Here is a 25510-nt window from a genome sequence, read left to right on the forward strand (position 1 = left end):
AAAACTATATGGAATAGCCACTTTAATACAAGATAATACCTCGACTAATTATGAATTAGTTCACGATTTTTAAATTGTTAAAGTATTTGTAATCAATATTTTGTGATATTGTTGAATAGAAATTTTGAGAACAATTGATACAAAGATATGTTGAAGTAAAACTTATCTTCCGGAAATTGAAATTCGCGGAAAGGTTAGTTTTTTATTCAAAATTCTAAGATTGTTTTATGGTAAAAATACCCTGAAACATACTCGCAAAAATTACTTATCCAATGAGATTAGGCAGGAAGATTGCGTTTCAAATGAAATGGTATGAACTAGAAATTAAATTCTGAAATTTTATTAGAATCAATTTAATATACTTTATTGTATTTTTCTTCTTTTAGATATTCAATGAATTTTGAAGGAGGAATACCTGTTTTTTCAATAAAAATTCTACCAAAGACAGTATGAGAAGAAAATCCACATTCTTCAGCAAGGTAACTTATTTTATAATTCAAATACTCCGGATTATGTTTTAGTTTCAGAATAATATAATCTATCCTGAGCTGATTGATATAGCCATTAAAATTATTTCCTTTATACTTTTTAATTGCAAAAGAAAGGTAATTATAATTGATATTCATGCTTGAAGCCAATGAGCTTAAGGAAACGTTGGGAGACAAAAATTGCTGCTTTTTTTCAAATTTTTCCAGCTTATCCAGTATTTCTTTTTCTTTTTCATCAGATAAAATATTTTTATCTGTTTTCGCGACTTCTTCTTTAATGTTTTCTTCCTCTTTTTTAGGAACAGATTCTTCTTCTTTCCTTTCTAAGCGGGCATTAATTTCCATAAACCTTTTTTTGTACCTCCTCAAGGTGATAAAGCGATTTACTAAATATGCTGTTAGTAATAATAAAAATACTATGGCCACCCAAAGATAATTCATAAAATTTTTCGAATTATTTAACTCATACTTTAGAGGGGTAATTTGATCCAGATTATAAAGTTTGGCTGTAAGATCCGCTCTGGATGTATAATCGTATTTCTGATTAATTTTTTGGTAAAGTTTAGAGTATTTTATATAGCTCTGCTCATCTTTTAAATTTTCTGCGTTGATAGTAGCAATCTTATATAATTCTATCTCTACATTAATGAAACTAATGGTAAGCATCTTTATTTTTAGAGCTTTCTCACAATACTCTTGAGATTTTCTATAGTCTTTTTTTAGCTGATAGGCTCTTGCTAAAAAATAGTAATCATAATATAATGCCATTTGATCATTTTTATGATTAACCATGTTTTTTAAAACTTTCGCTATCGCTAAATCGAGTTTGCCGGATAATATATGATAACTAATTTCGCTATTGGCAACAATTTCTTCTACTTCATTTTTAGGAATTGGTATTTTTCTTACAGCAGATAAGTAGTATGCGGCAGAATCTAATTTTTTTTGGAAACTGTAGCATATAATAATGTTGTTATAATTAACGGCTTTATTATAATTAAGCTCATATACTTTTTTGGAAGGAAGTTTTGTTTTTTCGGATAACAAGTAATTATCCATATCTTCACACGCTTTTTTGTAGCCTTTAATACATTTAACGAAATCACCTGTTAAAAAATAAATTACTCCATTGTCTCCGCCTAATAGGATCTTTTGATAATTGTCTATTTTTTGAGTTGATTCTAAGGCATTTTTTAGTTTTAAAAAATGCAAAGCATCATCATTTTTATTAAGTAAGGCGTAAAAAATTGCTATTACGTTAAGATTGCTTATTTGTAATGGTATGTCTTTGCTTATTTCTGCATACTGGTTTGATTTTTTTAAGTTATCTATAGCTCCCGTTAAATCCCCCAAAACAGATAGACTATAGCTTTCTCCATATATTTTATAATACCTTGCTTTTTGTATGTTTGTGAGTTTTCGTTTTGCGAGTTCATCCAAATAAATTTTCCTTACATCGCTTTTCAGATACCACGATTTATGAAGGAGATCTTCTACAGGATATTTGGCTAAAGAATCTTTTTCTACAGCAGGATTTGTAACCCAATTAGTATGGTTTGCCTTTTTTAAAGTAAAGAAGACACAGAAAACCAATACAAAGAGTTTTTGCATTAAAGATTTATAAATGTTCACATTATCTACCATAAAAACTAATACTATTTTTTTCAAAATATATTATAAGAAAACTAATTATTCTAACTGGCCATTTCGAGTTTTTTCTTTTTTAAAAATTCAATGAATTTTGAAGGAGGGATGCCCGTTTTTTCAATAAAAATTCGACTAAAAACAGTGTGAGAAGAAAAACCACATTCTTCGGCAAGATAACTTATCTTGTAATTGAGATACTCCGGATTTTGTTTCAATTTTAGAATAATATAATCTATTCTTAGCTGATTGATATAGCCATTAAAATTGCTGCCTCTATGTTTTTTTATAGTAAAAGTCAGGTAATTATAATTGACATTCATGCTTGTAGCCAATGAGCTTAAAGAAACGTTGGGAGACAAAAATTGTTGCCTTTTTTCAAACCTTTTTAATTTCTCTAATATTTCTTTTTCTTTTTCATCCGACAAAATACTTTTATCAGTTTTAACGACTTCTTCTTTAATGTTTTCTTCCTCTTTTTTAGGAACACATTCTTCTTCTTTCCTTTCTAAGCGGGCATTGATTTCCATAAACCTTTTTTTGTACATCCTCAAGGTGAAGAAACGTTTTACCAAATATGCTATGAGCAATAATAAAGATGATATAGCCACCCAAAGATACGTCATGAAATTTTTTGAATTATTCAATTCATATTCAAGGGGTTTTATTTGATCCAGATTATAGAGTTTTGTTATGAATCCTGCCTTTGTGCTATAATCAAATTTTTGATTTAACTCTTGGTAAAGTTTGGAATATTTCAGATAAGATTTTTCATTTCCCAATTTATCGGCTGCTTCCATAGCGATTTTATAAAGCTCTAGCTCATGATTGATAAATCCAAAACTTATCATTTTTGATTTCAGAGCCTGTTCGCAATATGCCAATGACTTTTTATATTCCTTTTTTAGAAAGTATATATTTGCTAAGTGATATGAGTCATAAAATATGGCAGCTTTATCATTTTTAAATTCATCCAAATCCCTATTTGCCCGCTTAATAGCATCGTCAAGATTTCCAGATAAAATAGCATAATTAATTTCGTTGTCCCGTATATTTTCAGTATCCAGTTCTTTAGGGGAGAGAGGCAGATTTTTAATTTTTTTTAAATAAAAGTTCGCCGAATCTAGTTTTTTTTGGAGTAGATATGCATTAACGATATTACTATATTTATCCCGTTTGGAACAATTTATTTCAAAAAAAGTTTTAGAGTCGATTTTATTTTGTTTAGCTAAATATTCATCTAAATTTTTTATGGCTTTTATATACCCCCTAATTTCTTTATCGAAATCTCCGATTACACCATAAACCAAACCTTCATCTCCTCCAAAAAGGAGTTCCTGAATATTGGATTTATCTCTATGTTCATATTTTAATTTTTTTTCTATATAGGATATTGCCAGATCATTTTTATTTTGAATAGCATATATTAGTGCTATCATATTGAGATTATTGGCATATAGTGTGTAATCTTTCTGTTTTTGTGCGTATAGATTGGATATTTTTATGAATTGTATAGATTTGTCAAAATCATTTAGAATTTCCAGATAATATTTCTCTCCACAAACTCTATAATATCTCATTTTATCACTGTCCACCAAATTTCTCCTCGCCATTTCATCACAATAGATTTTAGGGTTTGTTTCAGAATAGCATTTTCTGATGAGATCACGGACTTGATATTTTCTTAAAGAATCGGTATTATTATCTACAGAAGATTTCGCTCCTTTTGCATACAAAAAAAGACAACACAGTGAAAACAATGTGTATAATTTGTTTTTGAAAAAGCAGCCCATCATTCCTAAATAAGTTGATAAAATTACAAAAAAAATGTACTCAAATTACTTTAAGATACAACTCGTAATTAACATAATAATATTTTTTATAATCTGTTTTTTTAATTCACTGTAAATCAATAAAATAATTTGTTAAAAAAAGATCCCGCAATTTATTTTGCGGGATCTAACAGTAATATTCAATTTCTAATCACATATTTTTCAATATCAAACTGCTTCAAGTTGCAATTTTTTTATTGCAATTATGCTCATTTAGCAGTTTATATCACTTTATTGAATTTGCTAAACAAACATTGTCTTAGCTTTAAATTAATACCTTTTTACGGTTTCCAGAAAGCCCATACTTTTCCATTGAAAATGCAGAGTTGATCTTTTACGGTATCATAGACCATCATTCCGGCTGCCGGATTTTTGATATTAAGGTGCGGAGACGCCACTTTTGGTAATATCATCGCTTTGTCGGTATCGCCTAACACCAAAATACCGGGAGTAGTATCGGTTGAGGGAGTTCCTCCGATTAATGTTTTGGCCGACGTTTTCTCGGTTGCAGAATCCTGAAGAGTGGTATCGACCACACCTGTAGTATCTACAGTGGTTGTTCCGATGGTGGTATTTTCATTTTTTGATAACGCTACCCAAGTGGAGTTATTCCTGTATTTAAAAATTTTATCATTGGTATCGAATATTATGGTTCCCACGACAGCACCTGTTACGGATGCTGCGCTGGTTACCCAAGGAACGATCACCCCCCTGTTACTTGATGAAAACTCTAATGAAACGGAAGAGTTGGTTACGGCTGTCGGATTACTTCCAATAACGATCTGAGCTTTGCTGTAGAAAACTGTAAGCAAAATACCCAATGCAATATATTTTTTCATTGTTTCTTGTATTTAATTAATAGATTAGTCCGGACAAGCCTGTGTTGTAAAGCAGCTCCACACAGTACCGGTGTAGATTTTCAGACAGTTGTTGGTCGTATCATACACCATCATTCCTTTTACAAAATTTGTGGTAGGAATACCATCCGGATTCCCTCCTGTAAAGCTGACTCTGTTTACCACAAACCCTTTGGTTTTAGCTTCTAAAGTCATCCATGCTCCTTTTCTTACCATTGGCCAGTTTCCATTATCTGCTCCTGCTCTTCCTAAGGATGTAATTCCAAACGGAGTTGAAAGTTCTGAACCATCAGTAACGATAACCGGTAACTTATAGCAGTAAGGAGTATCTATAGGTACAGGTGTTACAGAAGTGCTATTATTACTCATATCCGGATCATTGTTTACATTTCCTTGATCTACGGTTGCAGCATTGGTATAAGTTCCTGAAAAATTTACTAAAGCAGTAATGGTTAGTATTGCAGATGAACCATTAGTTAAAGCTGGAATAGTCCATTTTCCTGTAGAGGAATTGTAAGTTCCTATAGATGCTGTATTACTGATATATGTATAACCACTCGGAAGTACATCGGTTACAATAATGTTGGTATTGTCATTTATACCATTATTTTTTGCCGTAATTGTAAATATGATGTTTGTTCCTTTGGTAGGGGACATATTATCTGCTGTTTTGGTAATAGATAAATCGGAAATATTAGGTACCGGAGTTACTGAAGAGGTATTGTTACTTGAATTAGGATCATTATTTACTCCTCCATTATTTATGGTAGCTGTATTGGTAAATACTCCTGATGCTTTTACAGTCGCAGTAATTGTTAAAGTTGCAGTTGCCCCATTAATCATATTACCTATAGTCCATACTCCGGTTCCGGAGTTGTAGCTTCCTGTAACGGTAGAACTACTTACAAAGGTATATCCACTTGGAAGTACATCCGTTACCGTAATTCCTGTGTTGTTACTAGGTCCGTTATTTTTTGCAGTCAATGTAAATACAACATTGCTACCAACATTTGGAGTAGAATTATCTACTGTTTTGGTGATTTGTAAATCCGAAACTTTTACCGGAACAGGTGTTACTGAACTTGTATTGTTACTCGAAACGGTATCATTGTTTATTGTTCCCGCATCATTTACTGTGGCAGTATTGGTATAAACTCCAGAATCTTTTACGGTTGCCGTAATGGTTAAAGTGGCACTTGCTCCATTAATCATAGATCCTATGTTCCAAACTCCAGTCCCTGACGTGTAAGTTCCCGTTGTTGTAGAACTGCTTGCATAATTGTAACCACTCGGTAGCAGATCATTAATTTCTACACTTGTATTATCATCAGGACCATTGTTTTTTGCGGTAAGCGTAAATACAACATTGTTTCCTACATTAGGAGTTGTATTATCTACGGTTTTGGTTATTTGTAGATCAGATGATTTTGGAACAGGTGTTACAGATGCAGTATTGTTAGATGTATCAGAGTCTGTAATACCGGCAGCAGTTATAGAAGCAGTATTGGTATATGTGCCTGTTGATTTCACTGTTGCAGTAACTGTAAGTGTAGCTGAAGCGGTATTTGCTAAAGCTCCTATCGCCCAAACACCTGTTCCTGAATTGTAGGTTCCTGTTGCAGTAGAACTGCTTACATAAGTATATCCACTCGGTAGCAAATCGGTTACTTGTACTCCTGTATTATTTGCAGTTCCGTTATTGGTTACCTTTATTGTAAATATTACATTGCTTCCTACAATAGGCGTTGCGTTATCTACCGTTTTGGTTACAGCCAGATCGGATGCTGTTATACAGGCAATACCAGATGCACTGTTATTTAGGTTTCCAGTTCCTGCGGATCCTCCGGATACAACTACTTGGTTTGTACTAGTATTGCTTGCTGTACAGGCGGTTATTTTGGTATCATAACAAAATTGTGGCAGATCATTATTGGTAGCTTCGCTATTAACATAGTTGGCTCTAATAACTGTATTAGTACCTGTGGTAGAACTTACATAACCATAAGTGAGTTGTACTTTTATACTAGGATAGCTGCTATACAGTATAGGAGTTGCAAAAGTTACTGTTTGCTGTGTATCTTCTGTGGTAGTTGCAGTTACATTAGCTGTGGTTAGCAAATTATTAGAAGTATCATAAATCTTTATGGTAGAATTGTTTTGTATTGGAAGGTGTGATAAAGTTACTGAGTTCCAAGATTTTATTGTAGTACCCGGGTTACAGACATTGCTTTTTGTTGAAGCATTTGCCAAAGGATCGGGTGCTACATATATAGCAGATGCAGGTGTAAAATTTAGTACACAATTTTTAGCTAATGTCCCTCCTCCTGCTGCTTTATCTAAAGATAAAACATTCCATTGCTGGCTATCACCATATACAATTAAACATTTTTCACCATAAGGAGATTGTAAAACATCTCCGTTATATGGTAATGAACCTGATGAACCACCACCGCCTGCAGAAGTTGATGACGGTGTAGCACATGGCGCTGATACACTCCAATCATAGCAATAAACAGTATCTCCACTATAATTGTAAGTAAAAAGATAAGGCTTGCTAATACCGGTAGCAGTGTTATAATAAGATGATGCGCCAGGAAAAACAAGATTTGTGGGAGTGGTTATCGATGGAGTAGCAACACCAGAAGTATTATAACAAGGACTTGCGGCACCGGAAGAAGGATTTTGAGGGCAATATCCAATTACAGTACCTGTTGAATTTAGCCGCGGTAAAATTAGAGATGCAGTTAATCCATTCACATTGTTTATGGTTGGTGCGGTAGCAGTTCCATCACAATTAGTAGATGCTGCACTGCCAGCATTGGCATAAAGACAGATTGTACTTGCAGTATTCACAGATGAAAATGGAGAAGTAATTGTGTATGCTCTAGTGAAAGAAATCGCCCATCTGTTGTTATCTATGGGTACAATAGATGTATTATTGCCTCCAAAAGTAGAAGCTACAGTAACCGAAGGTGAAGTTGCGCCTGTAGGATATGTTGTAATTACTTCGACAGGATAAGCACTCATGTCCGATGGGTTTACACATCCGATTTCTAAAGTACCAGCTGTAGCTCCTTTCCAAACTTGGCAGACTTTCCCTGCAATCGCAACTACTCCCAAAGCGCCTGTAGTATTAGTTACAGTTCCAGCAGCGGCAGATGTAAAAACAGTAGAAGGCGTACTACAAAGCCTTACATCATTATTTGAGATATCAACACATCCTATTGCTGGTTTACCAAAATTAGTACTTGCATCATACAATTCATAAAATATTTTATTGCCAACTTGAGCGTAGCTGAAAACGTTTGGCGTGCTAACTGTAGAGCCAACAGTAAGGGTTCCACCTCCCTGTATACAATTAGTACCACCTAAAGTAGCATTCCCACAAATAATAGAAGCATTCTGGGTATGGTGGTTTACGGCAAGCACTCCAATGTCTCCGTTAGGGAAAGTGAATACTTTAGGTCCAAATCCATCACCACTACCTTTAACATTAATTGAGGTATTCTTTAATACATCATCTTCTGCAGCAAAGCTGTTTGCTCCGTAGGTAGGCAACATTGTGCTTCCATCTGCAGAAGGGTAGGTAATTGGAACTGTATAAGTACCAATAGTGGAGTTGCTTAGCTGTGCACCTGCTGTAGGAGAACCTGCAGTCCATCCAAGAGGAACTTTTGTTAATGAACTTCCCACATATGCTTGGAATGCGTCAGAAGTATCGTTTAGTGTTACGTTGCCAGTAGGTTCAGTGATATTTCCTTTTGCATCGGTAGTTGTATTTTTCACCCTTACCACATATTTTATCTGTTGCCCGGAATTTACACTGGTTATTACTGTTCCCGAAGTGTTTTCTGCAACTTTAGTAAGCGTTGAAGTTTGCGCCATAGCAAACCAAACGCTCAACAATGCCATGACAGAGAGGGATTTCCGCCAAAAACGAGTTGTCATTGTAGATTGTTTATTCATATTTTTTTCAAATGTTATTTATTTTATTAGTTATTGCATACTTCATTAGAAGGAGTAGATGCAATTTTGTTTTCATCATCTTTTGTTTTTCCGGTTAGTACACTTTGGGCGTACTGATCCCAAGTGGTTTTGTTATAGTATTCTCCAAAGAAATAATCCATGATGATTTTCATATCCGATGGAGTTTTGAAACCTTTTACATCTTGCAATAGATGCAATTCTTTATCAAAAAATATTAAAGCTGGTAAGCCAAACTGTTGGTTCATCATGGCCATTGCTAATTCGTGATGTCCTTTGGTTTCTTTTGTGGGAGGGATGTATTTGTACGTTTTTCCTTTATAGGTAATGTCTTTATTCTCTTCAATATTTAATTTTACAGCATACACTTTGTCATTGGAAAGAGCTTCAATAATGCTTTTATCAGTTAAAGTTTGTTCTCGCAAATCTTTGCAGTGGGAACACCAATCGGCATAAATCCATACCATTACTGGGCGGGGATCTTTGGCTTGCAAAGTCTCAATTTCAGACCATTGATGCCATAGAATTTGTTTGGAAATCCCCGTTTTCTTTTGTTGGCCCATCATAAACTGCTGGAGCAGCAGTAAAAAAACAATGAGGTATTTATTTTTCATTTTTAATCAATAAATTTTATTTTTAATCAAGTCAATTCATAATCTTAGCTTCACGTATTCGCATATATTCAAAAAGGCATTGAATATTGCAAATCATGGAAGAAAACCATTTCTTTCGAAGGTTATAATTAGTTCGGGTTGCTTTTGTGATTTATTCAAAAAAGCTAACAAATAATGCGTAAAATGACCTTTATACGGAAGGTGGAGGTCTAGAGATGTACTGTATGGAAAATTTCCAGAAAGTAACACTGGTATAATGCGAGAAGTTATCTTTATACAAGGCTTCAATAAAGCATTGCATTTTTTGATCTCTTACAGTGGTACAAATATTTTTAAGTTCTTGGGTAGAGTTTACAATTATCGTTGTTTGATCATTGTTGACTATCAGGTAAAACTTTTCTGTTTCGGGAGTTGGAAGAAAAAACTTTGCAGATTTAGGTATCTGGATAGTGATTTGCTTATCCTCCTGCAGAATTTTCTTTTTGTATTTTTTCTTGACTATGTTTTTGGAAATCTTTCTTGAAGAGAAATTCCTTGGTTTAGTTTTTTTATCTTTTTCTATGAAAATAGTTGCACCATCTACAATGTGAATTGCTTCATTTTCAGTCGAAAATTGATTGTTTATATCATTTGTGGAAGTCTGTTGAGAGAAGAAAAAAGTCGGAAAAAAAGTAAAAACAAAAAATGCAACTAAAGAAATCGAAAAAATTGGAGTTTTTTTCGATTTCTTAATAGCTATATAGTGATAATTTTTTATCATCATGTGCATTTCTATTCTTTCAATTGTGTATAAGTAATTTCTAAGTTTGTTATTTAAAATCCTTTTTTTTGAATTTTATTTTAAATAAAATCATATACAATTATGAAAATAAAATCTATATCTGTTTATCATTTGTGAAAGCAAAACTATACGTAATCGCTATCTGAATGCAAGACAATACTTCCATAAATTGCGAATTGATATATTGTTTTTCAGTATTATAATTTTTTAAAATATCAAGTACTTAGAATTTATTTAATTGATTTTTTATAAATGTTACAAAAAACAACTATGAATTATATATTTGCCTTTAAATGGAAAAATCGCAATAATTCAAAGTGTAACAACGAAAAGAAATCCAAAAAATATAGTAATCCTTTGTTTAGGGGTTTGAATTAACCGATTAAATACATATATAGAAAGAAGATTTTCTATGGATAGCAGCCTGAATTTTAAAAATAAGGATGGATAAAATATATAGGAATATTTACAAAAATTTATAAATATGAATCATTTGTTAAATTATCTGTAAATATTAATGGACTTGCTTTAGCCCGTTTAAAGAAAATGATGGAGAAATAGCTTTGCAATTAATTATTTGTAAATGAATTGATAATCATTATTTTGTGGCTTTTGTAGCCGGGTTCAAGTTGTAGTATTTTTTTTATTCTTCAAATCGTTTTTAAGATATTCAATAAATTTTGAGGGTGAAATACCTGTTTTTTCTATAAAAATTTTGCTAAACACAGTATGAGAAGAAAATCCACACTCTTCAGCGAGGTAGCTTATTTTATAATTAAGATATTCCGGATTTTGTTTCAATTTTAGAATAATGTAATCTATTCTTAGCTGGTTGATATAGCCATTAAAATTGTTACCTCTATATTTTTTTATCGTATAGCTGAGGTAATTATAATTGATATTCATGCTTGAAGCCAGTGAACTTAATGAAACGCTGGACGACAAAAATTGTTGCTTTTTTTCAAACTTTTTTAATTTATCCAGTATTTCTTTTTCTTTTTCCTCGGATAAAATACTTTTATCTGTTTTAGTTGTTTCTTCTTTATTACTCTCTTCATCTTTTTTGGGAGCTGGTTCTTCTTTTTTAATAGCCTGCTCTTCTTCTTCTTCTTTCTTTTCTAAACGAGCAATGATTTCTAAGAATTTTTTCTTTTGCCTTTTCAATTTTAAAAGGCGATATACAAAATATGAAGTAATCAATACCAAAGATAGCAGTATTATCCAAAGATAGGCCGTAGAGTTTTTTGATTTGTCTAATTCATATTTGAGAGGTTTGATCTGATCCAGATTATAGAGTTTGGTTATAAACTCTGCCTTTGAATTGTAATCAAATTTTTTATTTTTTTCTTGGTATAACTTCGAATATTTTAGGTAGTTCCTATTATCGCCTAATTTATCAGCATTTTCCATTGCTATTCGATATAGTTCTAGCTCAATATTCACAAAGTCAATATTTACAACGATATTATTTAGACCTTGTTCACAATATTTTAAAGATTCTTGATAATTTCCCTTTAACTGATAAGCTCTCGCAAGATAATACAGATCATAAAACACCCGAGCTTTATCATTTTTATAATCATTTTTGTCTTTTGTTGCTTTTTGTATTGCCTCATCTAATCTGCCTAACAGAATAAAGTAATCAGCTTCATTACAAGAGATTATATCGGCTTTATCTTTTTGTAAAAGTGATGAAGTTTTTATTTTATTCAAATAAATTCCTGCTGAATCTAGCTTTTTTTCGTAATTATAATTCAGGAAAATGTTTTTGTATTTAAGGCACTGATAAAAAATTAATTGATACTTTTTTTCAGCGGAAATTTCCTTATGGGTGGATAGATAGTCGTCTATATTCTTAATAGCATTCAGGTAACCTTTGGTAGATTTTCCAAAATTTCCTAACAAGGCATAAATAGCATCATCATCTCCACCAGAAAATAGTTCCTGTAATTCATCTGTTTTTTCAAGAGATTTTAGTTTGTTTCTTTTCTCCAAAAACTTAAACGCATATTCAAGTTTATTCTGTAATGCATATATAACTGCGATTATATTCAGATTAGCTCTTTCAAAGGTAACATTGCCTGTTTTTTTTGCATATACGTTGGACAGATTGAGATATTCTATTGCCTTTTCGTAATCATTAATTTTTTCAAAACAATATTTTAATGCAAAAATATTAAAGCACTTGGTTTTTTCTGTATCTGATAATTTCCTTCTAAACATCTCATCACAGTAGATTTTTGGGTTAATATCAGAATAACATTTTTGTATAAGGGCATCTATAGAATATTTTTTTAAAGAATCTACATTATTGTTTACAGAATATTTTGCCCCTTTTGCACTCAAAAAAAGGTTACATAATAAAAACAATATGTACAGCTTGTTTTTGAAAAAGCAGTTTATCATTTCTTAGCTTTTGTTTCACAAAATTAATATTTCAGTCTTACATATCAGTTATTTCGGAACAAGAAAAGATAGAAATAAATAGCTTTGTAAGAATAGAAAACACCCCAAATTGCTTGAGGTGTAATCCATAATCATTTCGAAAAATTATTTTACTAAAATTATTACTATGATGTTGTTCATAACATTAAAGTTGGAATCATGTCTTAACAAAGACTGTAGCTGTATGCATATTATGCGGCTACATTTATATGTATAGAAAAGTATCCATTCAATGTTTTAGTATTTCTACTCAATAATTAGAAGTATTATTAATTAGCATAATTATCTGATATCCAATACGTTCCATTACTTGTGATGGTAACTTTATTTACCCCAACAACCCATGATATAAAGTAATTTCCAAGAGCTGGTTTTCCATAAGGAAGCTGTCCGCTGTTTACCGTATTATAAATAGGATAATTGGTAAAAATGTGTGCATATGTTAAAGATGGAAAATTTGCCTCATATGAAGCATTATAAATTTTCAACTCTCTTCCTTTGCAAGTAGTAGGATCAGGTAATATAAAATTGGCAGCTGCATTTACACCTAAAGGATAAGTATAAGGCGTAAGGTTACCAATAGAATGATTATAAGCAAGCGCATTGGTAGATTTAGCCTGCCATTCTATTATGTAGTCATCATCTTGAACGATATACGGAGCAGAACCACATTGATTATTGTTTGCATTGAAAGTACCTCCAGTTCCTACAATTTCATGATGAACAACAACTGCACCACCTCCTGTACTTCCTGCACAAGACCATTTTGTACCATCGAAAAATGAAAGACATTTTTTGTCAGTATCATACACTACCATACCTGCATCTGTTGCAGTTGCACCAATTGCATCAATTTGTGCTGTAGTAAGTCTTGTTGGTAAAAACCCTTTGTTGTTTGCTGATAATTCTAAAAGAGCTTTAGTGTTTTCTGTATTTTTATTTCCTATGGTAACTGAACCACTGTTTTGGATAAAAGTACCGTTACTAGTTGAAGGTTCATTTTGGAAAGTAGCAATTTTGGTAGGATCTGAGACTCCATTGTTTATTGCTTCAGTACCTACAGCAACTTTTTCAACGACAAAAACAGATTGCGCATTTACGTTTGCTAATGATAAAAGAGAAACTACCCCTGTAATGAATAATGATTTTTTCATTTTTTATTTTGATTTTATTTGTTTAATTGAAATTTTTATTTAGCAATAAATTTTGTTTGATATTGGTTTTTGGAATCTTTTATTGTAAAGATGTATACTCCTTGAGATAAAGGATTGATTCTTAGTTCATGTACATTGTCACTAAGATTTACATTTGATAAGGTTTGCACAATATTTCCTACAGCTCCGTATATAACTACTTCTGCATTTTTAAAGTCTTTGCGGGTAAACAATTGCAAACTTCCCTGTTTGGCATGGGTAGCAACTAATTTTACAGTCTCTTCTTTTACCAAATCTTCGATCCCTTTTTCTGCTCCTTTGTTTATTTTCAAAAGCCCTACTTTTCCATCGGTAGCAGCTCCTTTTTTGTCTTGGTGCAAAGTGGCAGTAAACAGGATTTTCCCCATTGTTTCGTGCTGTTTTTTCGCTGGTAATTGTAGCCCTTGTAATTTGGCAATACTTCCATTTAGGTCGGAAATAGCTTCATCTACAAACAACTCACAAGTAGCTTTCGTACTATTGAAATTCCTTACTCGTAATACCACCAAATGATCTTCATAATAGTTGAAACCATTTACTGGGTTGGCTCTGTTTTCCGGATTGTTGCTATCCACCAAACTTAGTGCAAACTGGCTGCCCATATTTTTTACAGCTAATTGTACAAATTTGTTGGCTTTATCTGCAGAGGTAGGCACTTTTAGATCCAAAAGGTTCAGTTCTTTGGTAGCATCTACTTTTGAAAAATTTAGGATAAAGGAAACCAATAAGGTGTTTTCCTCTTCCGAAATAGTAGTATAGACATCTTGTGCTACACCCAATTGCCCTACTACAAAATGTTTGGTAGTAGTTCCGTAGCCAGAATATGCCATTAGGTTTTCTGCAAACAATCCCTCGTTAATACGTTGGGTATTTTTGCCACTCACGGTTTTCGTGGTAGGATACTTTTCGTAATTCTCTGTTCTTAGCTCTTGTTGTGCAAAAGCCAAGGGAGAAAATAACAAAAGTATCATGACATGGTTTTTGTTCATTGAATTTATATTTAGGTTTTAGAATTTTATTTACAGCTGAGTAATAGATATGAAAGCATTAGCTCCAATAGTAGTATATCTGGTTACTGAGGCTTCAACAACCGAAAATTTCAGTCTTATTCTATAAGTTCTAGCAGAATTTAATAATACCGATGTAACAGCAATAGCACTATAAGGATTCGTTGTAAGATTAGAATCTCCAAACGATGCAACAACAGTATTGGTGTCATCTATAACTTCAAAACTTCTAATGTTTGTAGAATTACCATTAGTCCTTTGAGTAGCTCCATATGTACCATATAAATACCCTATAGTTATACTATGATATGATGTAACATTAGGTTTAAAAGTAGAAAGGGTAGCGTTTGGTGTATAGATGTTGAGATTATCTGTTTGTTCTGTCTCAAAATTCAAATCATGATAGGTAATACTTGGATTTGAAGCACTTGTTGATGCATTACTTGTATTACTAAATTCAGTTGCTTGATTACTATTATATTTAGCTACTGCTGATGCTTTAGGGTTGGCTGTTAATATCCCACCGGAGATACCAAGACCAGCTCCAATACTTACTTTTTGCACCACACCTGTCGTATTATCTACAAGTAAAAGAGACTGACCAGAAGAAGAAGAGGTGGTTTGTACTCCAGCCAAAGCAAGTGTATTAGTAGCATCTGTGGTAATAGTAGTAGCTTGGGTTAAAGAGCCACCTAGTTGTACTTTTCCATTGGTTTTTGAAAGTCCGTTATCTGCATCAATTAAAACCGCAACCGCAGGAGTTGTAGCTACACCGTTTACAGTAGAAACTAAGTTACCGTTGGTGGCAGTTAACAAATTCGAATTAATAATACTTGCCGTTTGAGCAGTACCTCCTGCTACGGTGGAAGTTAAAGTATTTGTATTAGAAGATAAAGTATTGGTAATTGCAACTGGAGTTCCTGCAACCCCATTTACGGTTGTAGATACATTTCCACCAGAAACGGTGTTGCTTACATTGTTAACAACAGGTGTTGATGAAGTTACACCGTTTACATTGCTAGTGATGGTGTTGGTTCCGTTGTTGGTTAATGAATTAGTCGTTGCTACGGATGCAACCGTTGTAGGCGTCCAACTTGTACCATTGTAGGTAAGCACTTGTCCAGATGTTGGTGCAGTAGCACTTACGGCGATATTTTGAATTTTTTCCACCTTATTATTCCCTATAGTTCCAGTAACATCTCCAGCCAAAGAAAGTGCAGAAGCAGATAATGTACGCAATACACCATTGGTGTCTGTAGTTACTATGTTATCTGTAGTGCTACCTGTTTGTAACCCCTCAAATTTTACGGGATCAGAGGTGGCTACTACGTGAAGTTTGTTGGAAGGGGAAGAAGTTCCTATCCCTACATTCGCTGCATTTCCTAAAATTAGAGTATTGCTTTGTGTTGCGGACGCTTGATAACCTATTGCCGTAGCATTTGTTAAGCCATCAGATATTACAGTTGCTGCACCAAGACCTGTATTGCCTGTTCCAGAAGTCATCTGAGATAAGGCATTTTGTCCTATAGCTGTATTTAGACTGCCTGTTGTGTTAGTATTTAATGCAGTATCTCCAAAAGCTACATTGTCACTACCAGTTGTGTTACTCACTAAAGCATTAGAACCAAGTGCCATATTTCTTGATCCTATAGTATTAGATGATAAAGTAAAAGTACCAATAGCAACGTTATCGTTTCCTGTAGTTGTACTAAATAATGCACGAGATCCTACTGCGGTATTTCTTGCACCTGTTGTTAATGCTGTTCCTGCTCTTGAACCAAATAAGGAGTTATCATCTCCTGTGGTAAGAGCTACTCCTGCACCGAATCCAAAAGATGTTTTATGATCAAAGTTAGTTGTTGCACTTGTAGAACGTTGGATGTACCCAGATTCTACATTGTTTACTTTAAACACTAGATTTTGCGCATCTGTAGTTCCTAAAAAATTTGTTCCTGCAGTTGTACCTGTATTACCTGAAAGCCCCCAAAAGTTTCCTGTAGAACCCCCGCTTCCTACTTTTTGCCAAACGGAACCATCAAAATAATAATATCCTGCTGCCGTTATGTTTGCGGTTTTGATAGAGGAAGTGGTAACGGCTGCTGTAGCGTACACTAAAGTTCCGGTTTGGTTAGTCCCATAAAGAGAATCTTTTGCTTTTAATTGATCTCCTGTAAGACGAGGTGCAATTACACCATCAGTTGCAGCAGTATCGGATGGAGATCCTGTAACATCTAAGGTCGCATTTGGCGATGTAGTATTAATCCCTACCTTTCCAAGTGAAGTCTGTGCATTAGCTAAAATTCCTGCCATGGATAATGCTAATGCGAGTACAATTTTTCTATTCATGTTTTATAATTTTTGTTACTCAAAATTTTGATTGAAATAATCAAGACAAAAAAATGAGTGTTATCGTTAAGAAATGTTTTTTTGATTTAGTTGTTTTAAATTTTTTATTCTACAAGAGAAGAAATACAGAATATGTTATGTAGTAAAAAATTCGCGGTGCAAAATTGTACTTTATAATCTGTTAAAAGAAGTATTATTATCCATAAATTATTAATTTATGGAAATCAAAAACTTAATTAATGGTAATGATTATCAGGTGTTTAAAGTCAAATATTAGAATTACACGTTTATAAATTTCTTATGGATGAAAAGAATAGAGTATGACTTTAATTATATATCGAATTATTTTTCTACGATTAAAAAATAAGTAGAATGTAAGCGGATGTGTTCAATAAAATTATAATTTATGGAATGCTTATTTTTTATTGATTAATCTTTTTAAAGATATTTGCCTTCGAATAAAGTTCTACCCAATTTTTTGAATGTCTTATAACAGTTTTCAAAATTTTAGTAATTCATTAAGAGCAAAATTATCGTTTCTCATTTGTGATTCTCCAGTCTTATCAAATACAAACAAATATTATGGTATATAAAAATATTCATATAGGAAATCTTATAAAAATGCGGATGCATGAGTATAATGTAGATATGGAAAGGATATGCAATTTTTTCAAATGTCGGGAAGAAGAGATTCTCTTACAGTTGGAGAAAGAAGATATTCCCTGTGGAGATCTACTAAAATGGTCTAAACTTTTGGAATATGATTTTTTTAGGATTTATACTCAGCATCTTATCTTGTATGCACCTCCTAGAAGTACCAATTACAGTGTTTTGCCACTAAAAAATGATACATCTCGGATGCCTGTTTTCAGAAAAAATATTTATACAAAAGAGATTGTTGAATTTATTTTGGAAAAACTAAGCAAGGGCGAAATGTCTAAGCAAGAGATTATGGATAAATATAATATTCCTAAGACTACATTATATAAATGGATTTCCAAATATGCAAGAAAAACTTTTTAAAGGAACTTCCTGTTCGTATTTAGAGTGCAAAATCAATACTGATACTACAAATTAAATTACAAATAGTATGAAAGAATTTAAAAAAATAAATTACAGACAAATCTATGATGATTTGATATCAGAGAAATATCCTGAAAAAATGATGAAATGTAAAAATTTGCTTTTAAAAGAACATCTTTCTTTTATGGATATAATCAGGCTAAATGCTTTAATATTCGATAATAATGGTTATGTTTTGAATCAGAAGCACCGTTCTTACGATAAGGAAACAATATTGGAAATTTTAGAATATCAAAGAAAGAATGATCTTAATGACAGCCAAGTTGCAAATCATTTTAAAATGAGCAGAAATACTATTTCGAAGTGGAAAAAACTAAGAAAGCAAGGAACCTTTGCTAATTAAAATGATTATTAAATAAATCCCCAAACCAATGAATAAGAAAGCTAACATCCAGACAATTTTTACAAACGGTTTTGTTTTGCAAAAGTCTTTTATTGCCAATGTTTTGTCATAATATTTTGATTTTGAGGAAGCTCCATTTGGTATAATGTCAAAAAGGAGAATGTTTTCATCGTTTTGCAATATTAGTTTCCACCAAAAATTTTCCTTTATTTGTTTTTCAATCTCCGGAATGAGCAATACTGCATTTACCTTATCTCCTGTCTTTATGTTTTGTGTGAAAAATATTTTGAAATTCATATCATCGGGATTGGTTGTTGGCTGGGTGTAAGTTCTGTAAGTAGTATCATCTTCATAGAAATGCAATAGAAAATCGTTTTTAGAAATCCGAGCTTTTGTGGTTACTTCCAGTCTTTTTTCAATACTTTTTATGGTAAGTGTTTTTGTGTAGAAAGATTTTATGCTATGCAGTTTTTCGCCGATATTATTTTCTATAGCCTTTTCAATAAAAGAAAAAGAGAGGTATCCAGCTATTAGACTGGAAATTATAATGATATAAAATAGCTTTTTGTTAGGCAGCATATATTTACTGATGTCGTTTGTAATAGCTTAAAAAATCTTCTAACCTGAATAATTTCACCAAAACTTTCTGCTCATTGGGATCAAAGCGGTTAAGTTCTTGCTCATCCGGAATATCATTACAAATATTTCCTTTTCCTAAAGTAACATCGGGAATAAACAAATCGTTATGAATAACAGGTGAACCTCCTGCACAATAAATTTGTCTTCGTTCTATTATGTAGGGTTTGAATTCTTGCTCATCAGGATTTCGGGAGTACACAAAATTATAGCTTATGTATTTGCTTTTTGTGGGGTTTATAATTCCGTAAGGAATCTCTTCTATCGTAAATTTTCCTATTCCGGAAATTTCGTGTGTTCCTTTTTGCAGATTGACTTCTACCCATTTTTGGGGCTGTATTTCATAACGATTTTTATCTAAAGTTATCCTTAAAAGTTGATGGGTAGGGTTGTCTATCAATAATTTTCCTGTGATCTTTGTTTTCCCGTACAGATCATAATAAAACCAGCTGCCAAAAACCAACAGTGATAGAAAAAGGACAGTAATCTTTCCCTTTGTAGATTTCATTTTATCATTAGTTCAAAGGATTGTTTTCATAGATTTTCATTTTCGAAATTTCTGAAACCAGTTCTTCAAAAACTTCTGTATCTTCATCTTCCGAGTCCCAGCTTTTTCTACCTTCCATAAAATTTTGATGATACTCTTCCCAATTCTTAAAGGCAGCCTGAGCTTTTGGAAGTGTTTTCTCTATCCATGTTTGTCCTTCTTCTTTTGTAATGTAGCCAGCTGAATATCCCATATTGACATTGTTTACTAATCTTGCAAAATCCCATGCTTTATATCTACTTTTTTCATCATTTAGTAACATATCCAGACGTTTTAATAAGTCTTCTTTTGAGTTGATGTTCCACATCATAGCCAATGTTTCCTTTGCTCCCGTCTGTCCCTTTTTGAAAGGAAAAGCTAATAGTTCTTTATAAGATTCGGTGTAGTTACTATTTCCCACCGATTTTTCAACAGTTTCTATTCCTCCATAGTTATTGATGGTATAAATTCCGGCAAGCATATATCCTTTTATATTATCGTCTGCTTTTTTATTTTGATTAGTTTTTATGGTTATTTCGGGGTTGTTTTCTTTTATGGAGTTTTCTTTGTTGCAAGAAGCCAGAATAAAAAAAGAGGATAGCGTGATTATAAGTGTAAGTTTCATGGTAAAGAGTTTTAATATTTTCCTTCTGTATATTCTTCTACCTTGTCTTTTGTAAAAAGTACAGAATAGGCTTTTCTATTTACATTAGAATAATACCAGACTTCCTGATTGGCTTTTAGCAAGTCTCCTTTCAGAACCTCGTCTGGTTTTCCCAGCATTATTTCTATTTCTTTTTTGGTCATTCCTTTTTCTATTTTAAGATTCTGGATATTTTCCCAATTTTTTTCGGAAATGTTTTCGTCTTTGCTTTTTGAGCTTTCAAAGCTAAAATATCGGGTAAATTCTTCTTTCAAATCTACAGGGATTCCGTAGCTTCTATCGGTATCTAAAATGACACTGAAATAGTATTCCTGATTATTATTTGTCCGTTTGAAATATACCGTATAATCATTGCTCTGTTCTTTTTCCACTCTTGTAATGGTTACTGTGCAAAACTGGCAGGATTTTTCATTTTCTACTTCGTTTCCGTCTTTGGATTTATATATCCATTCGGATGTTTGTGTGTACAATGTCTTGCCTGTGAGTTCTTTTCGGATTTTTTCTAAATAAGAGGCATCAAAAAGATTGTAAAATTCCCTGCTCCCAATGTTTTCTTTATCTGTAGCGGTAATTTTGTATTTTTTCCCATCTATCGTGAAAAAGTAAGTATCTCTATCTGAACCCGTAAATAGAATTTCTTTTCCTTTTAGGTTTTTGTAAAGTTCACCGTTCTGCAGATTTTTCATTTCATCATACTGTGGTTTTTTATCCACAGATAAAAACGGAGAAACCATACCCATTTCAAAAAAACCGGAAGGAATTATGATTTTCTTGGTTTTCCCTTTATATTCATAGACAGGCTCATTTACAAGTGTTTGTAAAAATTGTTCGTTGGTATAATTATTCTTTGGTGTTTCGTTTTTACCTTGTCCGAAATAAAAAAGGGGAAATACTAAACTTGAGAATAAAAGTATAGATAATGGTTTCATTTTGTTGTTTGTGTTTTTTAGATATACAGATTACTCTTCTGCGATGATAGCACCATTAAAATCATATTGCACTGTGCTTTCGGCATTTCCATTTCCTAACCAATTAATTTCAATAAAACGCTCACTTTTGTTTTTATGAAAATTGACTGTAACATTCAATGGTTTGGCATCTTTTCTTTTAGAAACTATTTTTTGATAGGTACTTCCTAATTCTTTAAAATTTACTTCCTGTATCGGGGTTACATAATCGCTTATGTCTTTTATCATCTGCTCATTGTCATCTTTTAGAAAAAGGTCGGTTCCGGAACCTAAGGTCCATCCGAAATGTCCTGCCATTTGCTGATACGATTTTCTGATAAGGTATGATGAAAACTTTGGATCCGGATTCTGGCAATCTGCAAATGCATGAACGAGGGTTCCTTTGTCATCAAATCTTAATTCTATCTGGTTGATGTGGGTAATGGGTTTATCCATTTCTTTTACAACTTCTTTTCCGTACGTTTCCCATGCTTCCGGTGTATTGAAATCGTATTTTGCCTTATCATCAAACTTATTGCAAGAAATTAGCAGTACGGAAGCCGTGAGAGGAAGGAAAAAGGTTTTGATTGTTGTTTTCATATTTTTTATGTATTTACTGTTTTTTTTAAGGAATTTAATTTTTGATAGAGTTGTGTTATACCCATCAAATTTTGAAATTACTGTAAAATATCCCTGTTTGATAGTTTGATAGGACTTCATCCTATCCTTTATTAAATCGCCACTTCGTGGCTCATAGTAAGATGACTTTATTTTTCATTGTTTACTTCCACAAAAGTGTTATACTCAGAAACTACAACATCGTATTGATCTCTGATCATTTTTACTCTTATTTCCCATTCTTCCTGAATGTCTTTGTTGGTTTTGCAATCTTCCATCAGCTCATCCAAACGTTTATGATAGTACGTTACCTGTTCGTAGAAACGTTTTACGGCGCTTCTTAATTCGATAGAATTATTTCTGCCGGAACCTTCCGCAGAGTAGTTTTCACCGTATTTATCCTGAATTAACGTTATTTCTCCTTTTATACTTTTTATTTGAGGAAAGTTGTTTTGGGCTTCAACAGCTGTGATCTGAGCGATCAGCTTAAAAATTTTTGCTGATTTGTTCATCACATTTTTCATATCCATTATTTCGTTTTTCATTGGATGATTTTGTAGTGTGATCGCTTCTGCCTGCATTCCTATTTCGTCTATTTTATCATAAATTTCATCTTGTACATCATATATTTTATCTAATGTCTGGTTCATTTGCTGTACGATATTTTTTACAGCAGGAACATCTGTTTTTTTCAAATCGGTATTTCCATCCGTATAGTTTTTTATTTGATTGTTGAGAGATTTTATCTTTTCGTACAGATTGCTGCATTCTGCTATCTTATTTTTTATAAAAGACTGATTTTCTGCGCCTATAACTGCTGTTGGTTCTGTAGGGTTACTTCCTTTATCGTTTTTATACTCTGTAATTGCCTGTCCTACTGTTTTGAAATTATCTTCCAAAGCTCCGGGATTGATGAAAGCATTTTCCAGATCCAAATTTTCGGCATAGGTGTTTAAAGGAATACTGATGGTTCTTACTGAAATGTACTGTGAAAGAAATTCCTGTAGCTGATTGGTATATTCAATCATTTTATTGGCTCTGTTTCTTTCTGCAACAGAAACAGTATTGGTTGGTTTAGGAGTTCCTTTTTTACTTTGTGAAAATAGCAGTAAACCGAAAACCGATAATGACAGTATAAAGATTTTTTTCATCCTGAATATTTCTTTTATATTTTTGCCGTCTTTGCTAAAGGACAGCCGTATTCTTCTAATAAGAAATTATCCATTTCATCTGCTTTTTTAGACAGATTGATTAATTGGTCAAGCTGCTCGTATCCATATTTTTCATTAAATAAATCGCTTACGTGCGTTCGGCAACCGATATGTATGGTAGAATCTGATGTCCCCAACTGATACGGTGGAATAGGATTGCTCAGCAAATAACGTAATACGGGTTCTACATTATCCGGATTTATCTCGTTCAACGGAGAAGAACTGCAGACAAAATCATAATCATAAACGTAAATTCTTACCAAAGAAGATCCTTGATAATACGTCCAATATTCATATCCGTCTCTTGCAACTACAGGGTTTATTCCATTTTTTAGCAGGCCTTCTTCTACTCGTTTTGCAAGATTACTTATTTCTTTTTCCTCAAAAAGGTTAGGATCAATATCAGCGCCACAGTTCTCGCAATTTTCGGTTTTTGTGTTTTCTATTTTTTTGCAACTATGACACTGAATACTGAAATCCTCTGGCTTGCTTTTTTCGTAAGCAAGTAATATTTCTTTCAAGACAGATACGGGAACTGCAAATCCCATATTATCTGCTTCATTAAATTTTGAGGTGGTGATTCCTATAATTTCACCCATTTTATTCACTAAAGGACCTCCACTATTTCCCGGATTTACAGGAGCGTCGGTTTGTATGTAGTGCTTTCCTCCCATTAGTTGTTTTGGAGAAGAGATTATTCCTTGTGTTTCTGTATAAGGCATCCCAAAAGGAAATCCTAAAACATATACCTCATCCCTGGATTTTACTTGTGTACTATCGCCAAATGCTAATGTTTGTGTATTTATTTTTTCTTCCGTGATGAGCAATGCCAGATCTTCTTCTACATTCACCAGAACTACTTTTGCTGCAAAGGTGTTTTTTTTATCATCTTCTATTGCTACATTATGGTGTCCTTCTATCACGTGATGGTTGGTAACAAATACATTATGCTGCGATAGATAGAAACCGGAACCAGAACCGGAAGCTGTTTTTATTTTATATATAGATTTTGAAATATTTTCCATTGTGATTTATTTTTTTGTAAATGATTGAAATAATCCACCTAACATATTCTGATAGTCCTTCATAAAACTTCCCATTTGGCTTGTAATTGCTTCCATATCGAATGCAGGAGCTGTATCCAATTCCTGATCTTCCATATCAAACTCTTCCTCTTCATTTTTGTAGAAGAAATCCATAACCTCTAGCAAGATATCCGATGCTTCTTCCCAAGATTTTCCGGCGGCTTTCTGCAGGGAATATTCAATGGCTTTTTTAGAGTGTTCTTCTATATTGAAGTTTGCCAAAATAGAATACAATGTGTACAGAGAATAGTATGTGGAACTTATATAATCCTGAGAGTTATGGGAAGATACAGCTTCATTCATATGTCCATCAATCCATTCTTCTAAATAGTTTCTGGAAGCGTTTCTTTTTAGGGGCATTACGGAAAACCCTATAAATACATCTTGTTTTAGCTCTTCATCCGTCATTTTTTCCACAGATGCCAAAAGCTGTCTCCCGGATTTTAATTTTGAAATCCAGTCATAATCCTTATTGAAAAGTGCATTAAGAGCATCGTCTATTTTTTTGTAGAATATTCCGCTTGGTTCACAATAATAATCAAGTCTTTTTAAACCTACATATAACGCATCACAAGCATTTCCCATTCTGCGTTTTCCTTCAAAATAATGGAGGTGTTCCAAAGTTTCTTTGGCTATTTTTTTGCAATTCACCAGAATATCTGCCATTTTAGCATTGTCATAATGCGTAATCATAGGTTCTATAGCACGTTGCGCTCCAAATTTTTCTACAAATTCGTCATCATACTTATCTGCATTCTGAGCAATGTCTCTCAATACATCATATAATTTGTAGGGAGCGCATAGTTCCAAAGGCATACTATATTGGAAAATGAGATAATCGTCCTGAATAATAATTTGAGGAAGTGTCATTACCCTGAAATTCAATTCAGTACATTTTCTGAAAATGGGAAGAAACTTGGTAGATGGAATTTTTACAAAAGGTGCAGAAATTTTTATGGTTTGGTTTTCAAGTGCTACCTTTATCACAGCGGATCCTTGTGGGAAGGTAAATTCGGTTTTTTCAGGATTCCCGAATCTGGAAATAAGATCTTCGTCAATATAATGAAGAGTAGAATAAAAGGAATTGATATAATTGCCTTCATCAAAGTATTTTTGAGCATTTTCCCAGTGTTTTGGGTCGCTCATTTTTTTTATTCCACCAGTTGCGGTAGTAGTAAAAGAAATGCAGGTTTCCATGTGATTCTC

At 32.9% G+C, this 25510-nt stretch carries 20 protein-coding genes; 2 read left to right on the forward strand and 18 right to left on the reverse strand.

All coding sequences use genetic code 11. The features are described 5' to 3' along the window. Positions 1 to 353: 353 nt before the first annotated feature. The 10 genes from AC2A1C_RS08795 to AC2A1C_RS08840 all read right to left on the reverse strand — a co-directional run bounded on the left by AC2A1C_RS08795 (position 354) and on the right by AC2A1C_RS08840 (position 17191). Positions 354 to 1928: a helix-turn-helix domain-containing protein gene (locus AC2A1C_RS08795; RefSeq protein ID WP_484025335.1), complete on the reverse strand. Its 1575-nt coding sequence runs from the start codon at positions 1926 to 1928 to the stop codon at positions 354 to 356. A gap of 254 nt (positions 1929 to 2182) precedes the next feature. Beyond that, positions 2183 to 3892, reverse strand: a complete 1710-nt coding sequence (locus AC2A1C_RS08800; protein ID WP_484025336.1) for a helix-turn-helix domain-containing protein — start codon at positions 3890 to 3892, stop codon at positions 2183 to 2185. Between the two features lie 353 nt (positions 3893 to 4245). Then, positions 4246 to 4803, reverse strand: coding sequence for a hypothetical protein (locus AC2A1C_RS08805; protein WP_484025337.1), 558 nt, complete (start codon positions 4801 to 4803; stop codon positions 4246 to 4248). A gap of 24 nt (positions 4804 to 4827) precedes the next feature. After that, positions 4828 to 8787, reverse strand: coding sequence for a hypothetical protein (locus tag AC2A1C_RS08810; RefSeq protein WP_484025338.1), 3960 nt, complete (start codon positions 8785 to 8787; stop codon positions 4828 to 4830). 26 nt (positions 8788 to 8813) lie between these two features. Further along, a complete protein-coding gene (locus AC2A1C_RS08815) occupies positions 8814 to 9419 on the reverse strand; it encodes a thioredoxin family protein (RefSeq protein WP_484025339.1) in 606 nt (201 codons plus the stop codon). Positions 9420 to 9609: 190 nt separating this feature from the next. After that, complete coding sequence (locus AC2A1C_RS08820; protein ID WP_484025340.1) at positions 9610 to 10179, reverse strand: hypothetical protein; 570 nt, start codon at positions 10177 to 10179, stop codon at positions 9610 to 9612. A gap of 645 nt (positions 10180 to 10824) precedes the next feature. Beyond that, positions 10825 to 12606 carry a helix-turn-helix domain-containing protein gene (locus AC2A1C_RS08825; RefSeq protein WP_484025341.1) on the reverse strand — a complete coding sequence of 594 codons (1782 nt, stop codon included), beginning with the start codon at positions 12604 to 12606 and terminating at the stop codon, positions 10825 to 10827. Positions 12607 to 12914: 308 nt separating this feature from the next. Beyond that, complete coding sequence (locus AC2A1C_RS08830) at positions 12915 to 13799, reverse strand: hypothetical protein (RefSeq protein ID WP_484025342.1); 885 nt, start codon at positions 13797 to 13799, stop codon at positions 12915 to 12917. A gap of 35 nt (positions 13800 to 13834) precedes the next feature. Next, positions 13835 to 14827 (reverse strand): T9SS type A sorting domain-containing protein, encoded by a 993-nt coding sequence (locus AC2A1C_RS08835; protein ID WP_484025343.1) that lies wholly within the window; start codon positions 14825 to 14827, stop codon positions 13835 to 13837. 30 nt (positions 14828 to 14857) lie between these two features. Further along, positions 14858 to 17191, reverse strand: a complete 2334-nt coding sequence (locus AC2A1C_RS08840) for a beta strand repeat-containing protein (RefSeq protein WP_484025344.1) — start codon at positions 17189 to 17191, stop codon at positions 14858 to 14860. A gap of 582 nt (positions 17192 to 17773) precedes the next feature. On the opposite strand from AC2A1C_RS08840, the gene AC2A1C_RS08845 reads away from it, so the two are divergent. Next, positions 17774 to 18214: a transposase gene (locus AC2A1C_RS08845; RefSeq protein WP_484025345.1), complete on the forward strand. Its 441-nt coding sequence runs from the start codon at positions 17774 to 17776 to the stop codon at positions 18212 to 18214. 67 nt (positions 18215 to 18281) lie between these two features. Then, on the forward strand, positions 18282 to 18617 hold the full coding sequence (locus AC2A1C_RS08850; RefSeq protein WP_484025346.1) for a transposase: 336 nt from the start codon (positions 18282 to 18284) through the stop codon (positions 18615 to 18617). On the opposite strand, the gene AC2A1C_RS08855 is transcribed toward AC2A1C_RS08850, so the two are convergent. From AC2A1C_RS08855 to AC2A1C_RS08890, 8 genes are all read right to left on the reverse strand, one after another. Beyond that, positions 18588 to 19196: a hypothetical protein gene (locus tag AC2A1C_RS08855; protein ID WP_484025347.1), complete on the reverse strand. Its 609-nt coding sequence runs from the start codon at positions 19194 to 19196 to the stop codon at positions 18588 to 18590. The genes AC2A1C_RS08850 and AC2A1C_RS08855 overlap by 30 nt on opposite strands. 4 nt (positions 19197 to 19200) lie before the next feature. Beyond that, complete coding sequence (locus AC2A1C_RS08860) at positions 19201 to 19761, reverse strand: hypothetical protein (RefSeq protein ID WP_484025348.1); 561 nt, start codon at positions 19759 to 19761, stop codon at positions 19201 to 19203. 7 nt (positions 19762 to 19768) lie between these two features. Continuing rightward, positions 19769 to 20404: a DUF1266 domain-containing protein gene (locus tag AC2A1C_RS08865; RefSeq protein WP_484025349.1), complete on the reverse strand. Its 636-nt coding sequence runs from the start codon at positions 20402 to 20404 to the stop codon at positions 19769 to 19771. A gap of 11 nt (positions 20405 to 20415) precedes the next feature. After that, positions 20416 to 21372 carry a hypothetical protein gene (locus tag AC2A1C_RS08870; protein WP_484025350.1) on the reverse strand — a complete coding sequence of 319 codons (957 nt, stop codon included), beginning with the start codon at positions 21370 to 21372 and terminating at the stop codon, positions 20416 to 20418. A 30-nt stretch (positions 21373 to 21402) separates the two neighbouring features. Beyond that, a complete protein-coding gene (locus AC2A1C_RS08875) occupies positions 21403 to 21990 on the reverse strand; it encodes a hypothetical protein (protein WP_484025351.1) in 588 nt (195 codons plus the stop codon). Positions 21991 to 22157: 167 nt separating this feature from the next. Next, positions 22158 to 23159 carry a hypothetical protein gene (locus tag AC2A1C_RS08880; RefSeq protein WP_484025352.1) on the reverse strand — a complete coding sequence of 334 codons (1002 nt, stop codon included), beginning with the start codon at positions 23157 to 23159 and terminating at the stop codon, positions 22158 to 22160. 14 nt (positions 23160 to 23173) lie between these two features. Then, positions 23174 to 24244, reverse strand: a complete 1071-nt coding sequence (locus tag AC2A1C_RS08885) for a trypsin-like peptidase domain-containing protein (RefSeq protein ID WP_484025353.1) — start codon at positions 24242 to 24244, stop codon at positions 23174 to 23176. Positions 24245 to 24250: 6 nt separating this feature from the next. Beyond that, a complete protein-coding gene (locus AC2A1C_RS08890; RefSeq protein ID WP_484025354.1) occupies positions 24251 to 25501 on the reverse strand; it encodes a type III secretion system chaperone family protein in 1251 nt (416 codons plus the stop codon). Positions 25502 to 25510: the final 9 nt, after the last annotated feature.

It is taken from the genome of Chryseobacterium sp. HNCC26DJ241, from assembly GCF_057180505.1.

What these genes read in the sequence shown, in the direction of transcription:
- AC2A1C_RS08805 (WP_484025337.1), bottom strand. Translation starts at nt 4,803, where the DNA reads ATGAAAAAATATATTGCATTGGGTATTTTGCTTACAGTTTTCTACAGC.
- AC2A1C_RS08810 (WP_484025338.1), bottom strand. Translation starts at nt 8,787, where the DNA reads ATGAATAAACAATCTACAATGACAACTCGTTTTTGGCGGAAATCCCTC.
- AC2A1C_RS08815 (WP_484025339.1), bottom strand. Translation starts at nt 9,419, where the DNA reads ATGAAAAATAAATACCTCATTGTTTTTTTACTGCTGCTCCAGCAGTTT.
- AC2A1C_RS08820 (WP_484025340.1), bottom strand. Translation starts at nt 10,179, where the DNA reads ATGATAAAAAATTATCACTATATAGCTATTAAGAAATCGAAAAAAACT.
- AC2A1C_RS08825 (WP_484025341.1), bottom strand. Translation starts at nt 12,606, where the DNA reads ATGATAAACTGCTTTTTCAAAAACAAGCTGTACATATTGTTTTTATTA.
- AC2A1C_RS08830 (WP_484025342.1), bottom strand. Translation starts at nt 13,799, where the DNA reads ATGAAAAAATCATTATTCATTACAGGGGTAGTTTCTCTTTTATCATTA.
- AC2A1C_RS08835 (WP_484025343.1), bottom strand. Translation starts at nt 14,827, where the DNA reads ATGAACAAAAACCATGTCATGATACTTTTGTTATTTTCTCCCTTGGCT.
- AC2A1C_RS08840 (WP_484025344.1), bottom strand. Translation starts at nt 17,191, where the DNA reads ATGAATAGAAAAATTGTACTCGCATTAGCATTATCCATGGCAGGAATT.
- AC2A1C_RS08845 (WP_484025345.1), top strand. Translation starts at nt 17,774, where the DNA reads ATGGTATATAAAAATATTCATATAGGAAATCTTATAAAAATGCGGATG.
- AC2A1C_RS08850 (WP_484025346.1), top strand. Translation starts at nt 18,282, where the DNA reads ATGAAAGAATTTAAAAAAATAAATTACAGACAAATCTATGATGATTTG.
- AC2A1C_RS08855 (WP_484025347.1), bottom strand. Translation starts at nt 19,196, where the DNA reads ATGCTGCCTAACAAAAAGCTATTTTATATCATTATAATTTCCAGTCTA.
- AC2A1C_RS08860 (WP_484025348.1), bottom strand. Translation starts at nt 19,761, where the DNA reads ATGAAATCTACAAAGGGAAAGATTACTGTCCTTTTTCTATCACTGTTG.
- AC2A1C_RS08865 (WP_484025349.1), bottom strand. Translation starts at nt 20,404, where the DNA reads ATGAAACTTACACTTATAATCACGCTATCCTCTTTTTTTATTCTGGCT.
- AC2A1C_RS08870 (WP_484025350.1), bottom strand. Translation starts at nt 21,372, where the DNA reads ATGAAACCATTATCTATACTTTTATTCTCAAGTTTAGTATTTCCCCTT.
- AC2A1C_RS08875 (WP_484025351.1), bottom strand. Translation starts at nt 21,990, where the DNA reads ATGAAAACAACAATCAAAACCTTTTTCCTTCCTCTCACGGCTTCCGTA.
- AC2A1C_RS08880 (WP_484025352.1), bottom strand. Translation starts at nt 23,159, where the DNA reads ATGAAAAAAATCTTTATACTGTCATTATCGGTTTTCGGTTTACTGCTA.
- AC2A1C_RS08885 (WP_484025353.1), bottom strand. Translation starts at nt 24,244, where the DNA reads ATGGAAAATATTTCAAAATCTATATATAAAATAAAAACAGCTTCCGGT.
- AC2A1C_RS08890 (WP_484025354.1), bottom strand. Translation starts at nt 25,501, where the DNA reads ATGGAAACCTGCATTTCTTTTACTACTACCGCAACTGGTGGAATAAAA.